The sequence below is a fragment of the Glycomyces sp. NPDC049804 genome, from assembly GCF_040674615.1.
In the GTDB taxonomy this organism is placed as follows: Bacteria; Actinomycetota; Actinomycetes; order Mycobacteriales; family Micromonosporaceae; genus Glycomyces; species Glycomyces niveus.
Genome location: NZ_JBFAMQ010000025.1, coordinates 14,644 through 25,459, shown reverse-complemented (window position 1 = coordinate 25,459; position 10,816 = coordinate 14,644). Strand labels below are relative to the sequence as shown.

Sequence of the window (10,816 nt, the reverse complement as noted above, 5' to 3'; positions counted from 1 at the left end):
CAACGTGGACTAGCACGAAACCGACCATGCTTCGAGGCTTTCGGGACGACGGTGGCGAACTCGAACACGCCGAGGCCGGGTTCCTCGCGCGGCCCTGCCGCGACCCTCGGATCTCGGCGGGGAGCGGGCCCGGGCCTCGCCAGGGCATACTTCTCCGGTGACGAAGAATCCCGGACCCGGCGGAAAGGTCGAGCCGAGCACCAGCCGAGGCGCGGGGCGTCCGCCCCTCCCGCTGGAGCGGATCATCGCGGTCGCCGTGCAGATCGTGGAGGAGGAGGGCGCCGAGGCGCTCTCGATGCGCTCGCTGGCGCAGCGCCTGGGTTCGGGCACGGCGACGCTGTACCGGCACTTCGGCGGCCGAGCGGCGCTCGTCGCGCATGTCGTGGACCAGATGTTCGCGGGCGTCGACCCGATACCGAAGGATCTGGCCGCATCGGGATGGGAGCCGGCCTGCCGCGCGATCGCCCGCACGATGTTCGACACCCTGAGCCGGCATCGCCGGGTCGCGCGCCTGCTCATGGAACAGGTTCCACTGGGCCCGCATGCGATGGCACTGCGCGAGCAATGCCTCGCGGTGCTGCTCGGCAACGGATTCTCGCCCCGTACCGCGGCCCGCGCCTACGCCACGCTCGCTCGCTACGTCCTGGGTTTCGCGGTCCAGCTCGATGACGATCCCGGGCGGGGCGAGGACACGGCGGCTGCGGTGTTCGGCAAGGTCGACCCGGCCTCCTTCCCCGCTACCGCCCTCGTCGCATCGTCCCTGCCCACGCCGCTCGAGGACGAGTTCGCCTTCGGGCTCGACCTGCTGCTCGCGGGCCTTCGGGAATCGCGCGAGACGCGCTGACAACCGGGGCTTCAACGGGCGAACCGCCTGCTCAGCGCCCCTCCTCACTGCGCGATCGGACAGATCGGGTTGACCGGGCCATAATATCGGCTACACTGTATCCATTATGATCGCATGGTCTGAACCGCAAGCCGATTCGCAGTTCGCCACCGTCGACGGCCTGCGCCTCCACTACAAGCGGGCGGGCGACGGCCCCGCCGTCCTGCTGCTGCACGGCAGCGCTTCGTCGCTGCATCACTTCGAGCAGGTCGCAACCCTGCTGTCGAATGGTCTCGATGTCATCCGCCCCGACCTTCCCGGCTGGGGGCTCACCGGCGCGCGCGCCGACCGCGACTACCGGGTTCCGACCTATGCGGCCACCGTCGCCCGCTTTCTGGACGCGGTCGGCGTGAGCCGCTGCTTCGCGGTCGGGAACTCGCTGGGCGGCAACATCGCCTGGAACCTGGCGCTGGACTACCCCGAGCGCGTCGCCGGGCTGGTGCTCGTGAACGCCACCGGCTATCCGGAGAAGACCGTCCCTCCCGCGCTGCGACTCGCTCGGAACCCGCTGCTGCGCCCGGTCCTGCGCCGCTTGATGCCGCGTCGCGCGATCGAACGCCATCTGCGCTCGGCCGCGGGTCCGCGTTCCGACATCGTCGACGCGGCCATGGTGGAACGGTCGCACCAGCTCATGAACCGCGCGGGCAACCGCTCGACCTTCGTCGACTTCGTCAACACCGACCAGCCCGACCGCAGCGGCGATCTCGCCCGGGTGTCGGCGCCGACCCTGGTCTTGCGCAGCGCGGCGATCGACGGCCAGCACTTCGCCAGGGACATCCCGGGCGCCATCGAATCGATCCACCCCGACGGCGGCCATCTGCTGCCCGAGGAAGACCCGAAATGGGTCGCAGCGGCCATCGCGGCATTCGTGCGGCCGCTGGCCGGGCGCGGCGATCAGCACCGAGGAGACCGAGCGTGAAGTACTTCGCAGCAGCGGAAGAGGACCGGCGACTCGACCCCGCATCACGGCGGCACCTGCGCGGCGAGTTCGTCCGGCTCTCGGACGGCGTCACCCACTACGAACTGTCCGGCCCCGACGGCGGGCCGGTGGCCGTGCTCGCGGGCGGCTTGACCGTCCCCCTCGCCTACTGGGACGGCCTCGCCGAGCAGCTGCACACCCGAGGCGTGCGGACCCTGGCGTGCAGCGCCTACGGGCGCGGCTATTCCGACCGCGTCCGCTCGCGCTACGACGAGGCGCTCTTCGTCCGGCAACTCGCCGAGTTGCGCAGCGAACTCGGCATCGACGGCGCGGTGCATCTCGTCGGCACCTCGATGGGCGCACTCGTCGCGATGGCGTATGCGGCGGAGCACCCCGACACCGTCGCCACACTGACGCTGGCCGGACCCGCCGGACTCATCCGGCAGCACCTCCCGCCGCACCGAGTGCTCGCCAACGACCGTTTGGCCGGGTTCGTCGCCCGGCGCTTCGGACGGCGCCTGCTGGAGTCCCATCTCGGCCACAACGTGCGCGATCCGGAGCTCGCCGCCCGATTGACCGCGATGGTGCTCGACGCCTACCGGTACGAGGGATCGCTGTTCGCGTTCTTCGACACCCTCCAGCACGTCCCGCTGTCCGGGCGCGCCGACCGGTTCCGCCGCACCGGCGATCTCGGTATCCCCGCGCTCCTGTTGTGGGGGGCCGACGATCAGGTCACCCCGATCGATCAGCTCGACCGCGCCCGCTCGCTGCTGCGGCCCGAGCAATGCCACGTCATACCGGACTGCGGCCACATGGCGCCGCTGGAGCGGCCCGGCGAGGTCGCCGAACGCATCAGCGCGTTCACCGCCGACCGCGCGCAGAAGGAGGCGTCATGAACCGACCGATCCTCGACGTCCTGATCGTCGGCGCGGGTCCTGCCGGCACCACGCTCGCCATCGACCTGACGCGGCGCGGCCACTCCGTCCGCGTCATCGACAAAGGCGACCGCGCCTTCGACGGCTCCCGGGCCAAGGGCCTGCAACCGCGCACCTTGGAAGTGCTCGAAGATCTGGGGGCGCTCGAGGCCGTCCTCGACGGCGGCAGCACGTATCCGCTGGCGGGCATCCATCTCGGTCCGCTCACCGTTCCATGGCGAATGATGAGGCGCAGCAGGCCGACTCCGGAGGTCCCCTATCCGAACACCTGGCTGATACCGCAGTCGCGGACCGACCGCGCGCTGCACGGCTGCCTCGAGAAGCTCGGCGGCCGCGTCGAGTTCGGAACGGCGCTCATCGACTTCACCCAGGACTCCGGCCACGTCACCGCCAACGTCGCCGGTCCGGCCGGGGCCGAGTCCGTCACCGCGCGCTACCTGGTCGGCGCCGACGGCGGGTCGAGCCTGGTCCGCAAGCGACTGGGCATCGATTTCACCGGATCCACCCGCGAGGAGGACCGGATCGTCATCGTCGACGCCGTGACCCAGGGCCTGCCGCGGAACCGGTGGCACCTGTGGCCCCGGCGGGGCGGACAGTTCACCGGGGCCTGCCCCTTGCCCGACAGCGACCTGTTCCAATGGATGGTGCGGCTCGCGCCCGACGAGGAGCCCGTGCTCGACGAAGCGCGGCTCAACGAGCGGATCCGCTCGGCGACCGGCGATCGCCGCATCACGCTGACGGACATCCGGTGGACATCGGTGTTCAGGCCCAACATCCGCCTCGCCGAGAGCTACGGCACCGGCCGCGTCCTCATCGCCGGCGACGCCGCACACGTGCACCCGCCGGCGGGCGCGCAGGGCCTGAACACCGGCGTCCAAGACGCCTACAACCTCGGATGGAAACTCGCCCAGGTGCTCTCTGGCGCCGATCCGGCGCTGCTCGACACCTATGAGGCCGAGCGGATGCCGATCGCGGCCGGAGTCCTGGGACTGTCCGTGTCGAAGTACGAGGGCATCGCCAGACTCGACCCGTCGAGCATCCGCCGCGGCAAGGACGAGCAGCAGCTCGCTCTCACCTACTTCGGCGGCCCGCTCGCCGCTGTGGACGGCGACCGGACCGAGACCCTCCGCGCGGGGGACCGGATGCCCGACGCCGAACTGCGCCATGCGAACGGCGAGCGCGTGCGACTGTTCGACCTGATGCGCGGGCCCCACTTCACCGCCATCGCGAACGGCCGCGATTCGGCCCGTGCGCTCGAACGACTCGCATGGCCCGACGCCGGCGCCCCGCTGCGGCGCCTCGTGATCGGCGCCGAAGGCAGGCTCGCCGACCCGGCCAGGACGCTCAACCGCGTCCACGGCCTGGGCGAGGACACGCTCGTGCTCGTCCGCCCCGACGGCTACATCGGCCACATCGCGAACGACGAGCACCTCACCCGCATCCGCACCGCCATCCAGCCGATGACGCCGACAACGAGGAGCCGCCCCATGCCCGCAACCCGCCCGGGAGCCGACGAATGAACCGCACACTGCTCCGCGGGGCGACGATCGTCTCCATGGCCCCCGGCCGCCCCGACGCCGAACGCGCCGACCTCCTCGTCGAAGACGGTCGCGTCGCCCGGATCGGCGAGCGACTGGACAGCGCCGGAGCCGACCTTGTCGACCTCACCGGCCGCATTGTCATCCCCGGCCTCGTCAACGCCCATCTGCACACCTGGCAGACCGGGCTGCGCGCCGTGGGCACCAACTGGACGCTCATGCAATACCTCGGCCACATGCACGGCGGCGGCGCGGAACGCTTCAGTCCCGACGACCTCCATATCGCCACCCTCGCCGGGGCCCTGAACCAGATCGACTGCGGCACAACGACACTCGGCGACTGGTGCCACAACAGCCTGACCCCCGAGCACGCCGACGCGGGTGTCGCGGGACTCACCCGATCGGGCATCCGCGCCGTCTTCTTCCACGGCACCCCCTACCGAGACCCCGAGGAACCCCACCCCCTCACCGAGATCGACCGGTTGCTGCACGGCCCGATCGAGGCGGCCTCCCTCCTCACGCTCGGTATGGCTGTGCAAGGGCCGCAGTACTGCTATCCCGACACGGCAGTGGCCGACCTCCGGGCCGCGGCCGAACGCGGGCTCGTCGCGTCCTTCCACCAGAGCGGCGGGGAGCCCGAAGGCGGGTGGGAGGCGGTCCGCGACGCGGGCCTGTTCGGCCCGCTCGTCAACATCGTGCACGGCTCGGACATGCCCGACGCGTGGGTCGGAACGCTCGTCGACGCCGGCGCGACCTTCACTTCGACCCCGGAGAACGAACTGGGGCAAGGACACGGGACGCCCGTCATCGACGCGCTCCTGCGCCACGGCGGCGCGCCGTCGCTCGGCACCGACGTCGACTCCGTCGCACCCGGCACGCTCTTCACCGCCGCCCGTATCGCTCTCGCGCACCAGCGCGGCCTCGACCACGCCAAGCATCTGGACATCGGCATGCCCGCCTTGATGAACGCGGTCACGGCGAAGCAGGCGCTGGCATGGGCCACCGTCGCAGGCGCCAAGGCGCTCGGCCTCGACGACCGGGTCGGCCATCTCGACGCCGGGATGCAAGCCGACCTCGTCGCGATCGACGCCCGGGGGCTCAATCTGTGGCCGGCGCACGATCCCGTCGCGGCCGCGCTGCACGCCGACATCGCGAACGTCGAAGCCGTCATGATCGCCGGACGATGGCGCAAGCGCGACCATCGCCTCCTTCACTCGGGCCTCGACGACATCAAGGAACGGCTGCGGGCGTCCGGCGAGCGCCTGGTGCAGACCGTGCTCGAGGAGTGAGCAAGGCCGGTCTGCGACCGTGTTCCGCGGCCCCCGGCCCGCCGGGGGCCGCGGAACGTCAGCCGGCGTTCGAACCGCTCAGCGTCACCTCGTCGAAGACCGCGGTGCTCAAGACCGCCGGATCGCCCGAGACGACGGCGAGTCCGATGTGGTACGGCGCGGTGCCGAAGGCGGGTATGGGATGCGGTTCGCCGATCGGGTGCCACGTCTCGCCGTCGGCGGAGGTCGCGGCGGTGAAGGCGTCGCCCTCTCTGCGCAGCCGCAGCCAGATCGGGGTTCCGGTGCTGACGGGCCCGTCGGTCGTCGTGGGACGGAAGGCCACTCGCGGGCGGCGGAAGAACTGGACGGTGCCGTTCTTGCCGAGCACCGTCCCGGCCATCTGGTCGAACGGGTTGAGCGACTTGGCCATCACCAGGCCGACGCGTCCGTTCGCCGCTGCGGCTTGCCAGTCGACGAGGCGCGCGGTAATCGCGCCGTCGCCTGTGAACATGACGGAGGCGTAGTGAACCGTCATGCCCTGGTTGATGACGTTGAGGTCGGTGCCGGCGCCGCGGAGCGTGAAAGTCCCGGTCCCCTCGTCGTACCCGGTGATGCCCGGCGTGCGGACGGCGACGACGCTGCGCGATCCGAGCATCCGCTCGTCGGGCACGACGTCGCCGATGTCCCGATAGTTCCAAGGCGGTGGCGGCGCGGCGCCGACCTTGAGCACGAGGTCCCCGCTGGCGGTGCCGCTCGCGTTCGAGGCGGTCACCTGGACGGTGGACTCGCCTGCGGCGGTCGGCGTTCCCGAGACGACGCCGGTCTTCGCGTCCAAGCGCAGGCCGTCGGGCAGTGCGCTCGCGGTGAAGCCGGTCGGATCGCCCGTGGCGCGGATGAGGTGCCTGAACGGTCTGCCAGCGTTGGCGAATGCCGTGCTCGTCGCCGTCATCACGGGTGCCGGCGGCGTCGGCATGACCGCTCGGGCCTCCGTCGAAGGCGGGCCGTTGCCATCGGCGTTCGAGGCGCAGACGATGTACCGGTACTCGTCTCCGGGATTCCCGGTCGCATCCGCGTACCGGGCCCGCACGCCGAAGCCCACCGGGGCGATGTCGCGGGCGAGGACCGTGAAGCGGCCGCTCGCGGGGGCGCGCTTCACGGTGTAGCGGGCGGCGAGGTCCGCGCCCGACCAGGAGAGTTCGACGGCACTCGCGCCCGCCCGGGCGTGCAGGTCCCCCACCGCGACCGCAGGGGCCCCGACCGACCATCCGGGAGCGGTGACGTTGTCGAAGGCCGCCGAGGTGCGTTCGGCGTAGTCCGCGTCGACGCCGAGCGATGAGCAGACGGCGAGGCCGACGAACAGGTCCTGTTCGAGGTCCAGTTCGGCGGAGCCGACCTTCTCCCAGGCCCCGCCGTCGGGCGATATCCAGCCGCTGAATTTGGATCCCTTGCGCCGCAACCGCACCCAGTATGGCCGGCGCCAGCGGTAGCCGTCGCTCGCGCCTTCGGCATAAGGCGCGGGCAGCGGGGTCGCGGAGACGGGGAGCGATCCGAGTTCGGAGATGGGGAACCCGGCGTTCGCGGTGATCTCGGTCCGCTGGGTCGGCGGGACGAGTGCGCCGCCGGTGCCGGAGGTGTCGCCTCCGGTCTCGGCGCGAGTCGTCCACACGCCGCTCCAGGTGTGGAGCGGCAGTCCCTGGATGAGCATCGACGCGTGTGCGGCGTCCGGCTCCAGGGACTCGCGCATCATCACGCCGACCTTGGCGTATTGCGAGCTGACGGGGTAGGCGACGCGCGCGGTGATCGTGCCGTCGCCGGTCATCGGCAGATACGTGAAACGGAACGAGTCGTGCGCGCCGACGATGTCCTCGCCGCCGGCTTCGACGCGGAACGCCTGCCCGTCGAAATCGGCGGTGCCGGCGGGCGCGGCCTCGCCGACGTCCGCGGATTCCCATGCGGCGGGCAGACCTGCGGTCACGGCGATGCCGAGCGAGTCCGGGCCGGTTCCCACCGCGTTCGAAGCGGCGACGGCGTAGACGTAGGTCCGTCCCGGCTCGATGTCCTCGTCGCGGTACGAAAGGGAGGTGACGCCCCTGGCCACGACCGTGAACTCGTCGTCGTCGAGGGCGGCGCGCTTGACCGTGTAACCGGTGGCCGGGGCGCTGCTGGCGGGTTCGACCGAGGCGACCCACTCGACGGCGACCGCTTCCTCGGTGCCGTGGGCGGTGAGTCCGGCCGGGGCGGGAGGCGGGGACTGCGGCGGCGCCGCCTCGGCCCGGGGACGAGCGAAGGAGAGCGTGCCCCAGGACGGGTGGTCGTCGTTGTGCCCCTCGATGAAGCGGCCTCCGCCGGTCTGGCGGAAGACCACTCGCTCGGTTTCGGGTGCGGCGAGTCCGAGGCGGCCCGCGTAGTGCCCGAAAGCCATCTCGAAGATCGGGCGCCACTGCCCGCGGTTGCCGCTCGAGACGGCGGTCTTGAGGTACTTGCCGGTCCGGTCGAAGTCGGGGATGAAGGGCACTTCGCCGCCCAGGTTGTACCGCGAGGTGTACTCGAACCCGGCGAGGATGCGGTTGCCCGCATGGCCGTACAGGTCCACCCCTTGGTTCCAGGCGACTTCGGCGACGTCGGCGAGCAGGCCGAGCGCGAGCTGGGCGTAGGACTGACTGCGCCCGCTCTCCTGCCCTTGGCCGGATTCGTCGACGACGATGCCGGTGATCGAGCCGTTGCCGGCGCCGGCCACCGCGTATCGCACGGCGTCCTCGAACATGACGCGGTCGTCGCAGAAGACGGCGATCGCGATGACCGTCTGGAGCGCGGCGAGGTCCCAGTTCCCGTTGGCGAACAGCGCGTACCCGGAGACCGACGGGTACCAGACGTCCTTGAAGGACTGCTCGCAGCGGGCGATGTCCGCGTCGGTCCAGCCGTCGTATCCGCTGTGCCGCAGGATCTCCGCCGCGTTGGCGAGCTTGAAGCCCTGGAGTCCGGCACCGAGCTGGCCGTCCGCGCCGGTGATCATGCCGAGACTCGCCGACCACGCGTTCAGGATGTCCCGGGCCTTGTCCGCGTGCCGCCTGTCGCCGGTGATCGTCCACATGAGCGCGTTCTGGTAGGCGGCGCCCGCGTCCTCGGCCGCTTCGTTGGTGTGGTCGTTCGGGCCGCGGCCCCACGAGGCGACCTGGCCGGTATTGCGGACCTTGTAGTCGAACGACGACCGGTAGTGGGATGCCATCGCCGTGAACCCCTGGTAGACAGGCGTTTCCTGGGCGGCGACGGCCTTGCGCATGCGCTCGAGGTCGGCGGCGCTGTGCAGCAGGCCAGGGTGCGCGAACGCCGCGTCGGTGTTCGGGGGCGCCGCGTGGCCCGCGCTCGCGGGGAGGGCGTTCGCGGCGGTCACCGCGATGAGGGTGCCCGCCGCGCCCCGAAGGAGGGTGCGGCGGGTGGTGTGGAGTCGGCTCATCACTGCACCGTGATCGTGACGGTCTGGTCGGCGGTGCCGTTCGCGTTGGCGGCGCTGACGGTGGCTTCGTAGGTGCCCGCGGCCGCGGGCGCGCCGAAGACGACACCGGTGGCCGTGTCGACGGCGAGGCCCTCGGGCAGGCCCGAGGCGGCGAACGTCTCGGGGAACCCGGTCGCGCTGATCGTGTAGACCGTGGGCGCGCCGGCCTTGGTCGCAAGGGTGTCGGCGGCGAGCAGTGCGGGTGCGGTCGTGGACGGGGCGGTGGCCGCGTTCAGGAAGCGCAGCCCGGTGACGTGCTCGTTGGCGTGCATCGGCACCATGTCGGTGGTCTTGAACCAGCCGGGCTTGCGCATGTTGTCGGCGATGAGCTTGCCGTTGACCGTGAAGTTCTGGAAGACGACGTCCTTGATGGCGTGCTCGGCGTCGTAGCCCAGCAGGAGCCCGAGCTCGGCGTTGCCGCCGTCGTAGCTGAGGTTCTTCACGAAGACCTGCTCGATGCCGCGCCCCACCGAGGTGTTGTAGGACTTGTTGTAGGCGACGCGCATATGGATGATCTGGCCCCACCGGAAGTCCTCGACGCGCACGTCCTGGACGCGCACGTTGCGGACGAGGTTCGAGTCGCCGGGGTTGATGGCGATGCAGCCCTGGTAGTTGAGCTGCGGTTCGCGGTGGTCGAGGATGTCGATGTTGGAGAAGACGACGTTCTCGATCGTCTCGGGGTCGTCGGTGTTGCCGTGCGTGCCGATGTTGATCGGGTGCGCCACGTCGGCCCAGAGCGACGAGTCCCTCAGCGTGATGTTGCGGACGTCGCCGTAGTACTGGTTGCGGTGGCCGTAGAGCGTGACGCAGTCGTCCGAGCTGCGCATGAAGAGCCGCTCGAGGAGCACGTCGCTGCTGCAGAAGATGTTGATGCCGTCGCCCCACTTGCCGGAGCTGAAGTAGGTGAGGTTGCGGACCGTCACCTGCTCGGACTCGCCGATGTCGAGCGCGTTGCCGGTGGGGTTGTTCATGATGGTGACGCCGTCGATCAGGATGTTCTTCGAGTTCCGGACCGGGGCGGCGCCCCACTGGACGCCGTAGATCATGCCGTGGCCGCGCAGGGTCGCGTTCTCCACGTTGTCGAAGGTGATGTTGCGCTTGACGACCGCGCCGCCGGCGAGGTAGACCGTCTGGCCGCTCGCGACCGCGACGGCGGCGCCGGTGTGCACGCCGGGTCCGAAGTAGATGACGTCAGGGTCCTCGGGGTCCGGCGCGTCGGCTTCGATCGGGTGCGCCAGAAGGTGGAGGCAGTCGTACAGGTCGTCGTTGACCTCGACGACGATCTTGCGCGGCTCGGTGAGCGTGAACTCGACGGTGTCCTCCTCCACGACCGGCTCGATGTCGTAGGAGAGCGGCCTGATCCGCGCTTTCTGGATGGCGCCCTTGGTGTACCGCACCTTCACTTCGACTTCGCCGGAGAAGTCGAAGTAGGCCACTGAGGAGTTGAATCGCTGGTCGCCGCCGGTTTCGGCGTTGATCTGCTTGAGCGTGGTGTTGTAGACGCCGAGTCGCTGCCATTCGCTTTGGCCGTTGCGGACGTGCACCTCGAAGCTGCCGTTCTGCGCGACGCCGTCCGGGACGGGGTAGGTGGCGATCGCGTTCGCCGGCGCTTCCTGGGCCGAGGCAGGGCCCGCGGCGGTCGCCAGGTAGCCGGCGACGACGGCGGCGCCGCTCGCCTGGAGGACGGTTCTGCGGGAGAGGCTGGAGTGGGAAGGGTTGTCGATCATGGTTCCTCATTCGTTCGCAAGGGGAGGGAGGCAGGGCCGGGTTCGGTCCGGCC

General features: G+C 70.6%; 7 protein-coding genes. 5 read left to right on the top strand and 2 right to left on the bottom strand.

The annotated features are described in order from the left end of the window. Window positions 1-232: 232 nt before the first annotated feature. From AB0K52_RS24340 to AB0K52_RS24320, 5 genes are all read left to right on the top strand, one after another. Window positions 233-844: a TetR/AcrR family transcriptional regulator gene (locus tag AB0K52_RS24340; protein ID WP_363536718.1), complete on the top strand. Its 612-nt coding sequence runs from the start codon at window positions 233-235 to the stop codon at window positions 842-844. Window positions 845-950: 106 nt separating this feature from the next. Further along, complete coding sequence (locus AB0K52_RS24335) at window positions 951-1,802, top strand: alpha/beta hydrolase (RefSeq protein WP_363536664.1); 852 nt, start codon at window positions 951-953, stop codon at window positions 1,800-1,802. Further along, window positions 1,799-2,698, top strand: coding sequence for an alpha/beta fold hydrolase (locus tag AB0K52_RS24330; RefSeq protein WP_363536661.1), 900 nt, complete (start codon window positions 1,799-1,801; stop codon window positions 2,696-2,698). Before AB0K52_RS24335 ends, AB0K52_RS24330 begins: the two co-directional genes overlap by 4 nt. Continuing rightward, entirely contained in the window at window positions 2,695-4,257 is a 1,563-nt protein-coding gene (locus AB0K52_RS24325) for an FAD-dependent oxidoreductase (protein WP_363536659.1), read from the top strand. The genes AB0K52_RS24330 and AB0K52_RS24325 overlap by 4 nt, the downstream gene beginning before the upstream one ends. Further along, window positions 4,254-5,564: an amidohydrolase family protein gene (locus tag AB0K52_RS24320; protein ID WP_363536656.1), complete on the top strand. Its 1,311-nt coding sequence runs from the start codon at window positions 4,254-4,256 to the stop codon at window positions 5,562-5,564. Before AB0K52_RS24325 ends, AB0K52_RS24320 begins: the two co-directional genes overlap by 4 nt. A 58-nt stretch (window positions 5,565-5,622) precedes the next feature. On the opposite strand, the gene AB0K52_RS24315 is transcribed toward AB0K52_RS24320, so the two are convergent. Further along, entirely contained in the window at window positions 5,623-8,997 is a 3,375-nt protein-coding gene (locus AB0K52_RS24315; RefSeq protein ID WP_363536653.1) for an alginate lyase family protein, read from the bottom strand. Further along, window positions 8,997-10,763 carry a putative Ig domain-containing protein gene (locus AB0K52_RS24310; protein ID WP_363536650.1) on the bottom strand — a complete coding sequence of 589 codons (1,767 nt, stop codon included), beginning with the start codon at window positions 10,761-10,763 and terminating at the stop codon, window positions 8,997-8,999. Before AB0K52_RS24310 ends, AB0K52_RS24315 begins: the two co-directional genes overlap by 1 nt. Window positions 10,764-10,816: the final 53 nt, after the last annotated feature.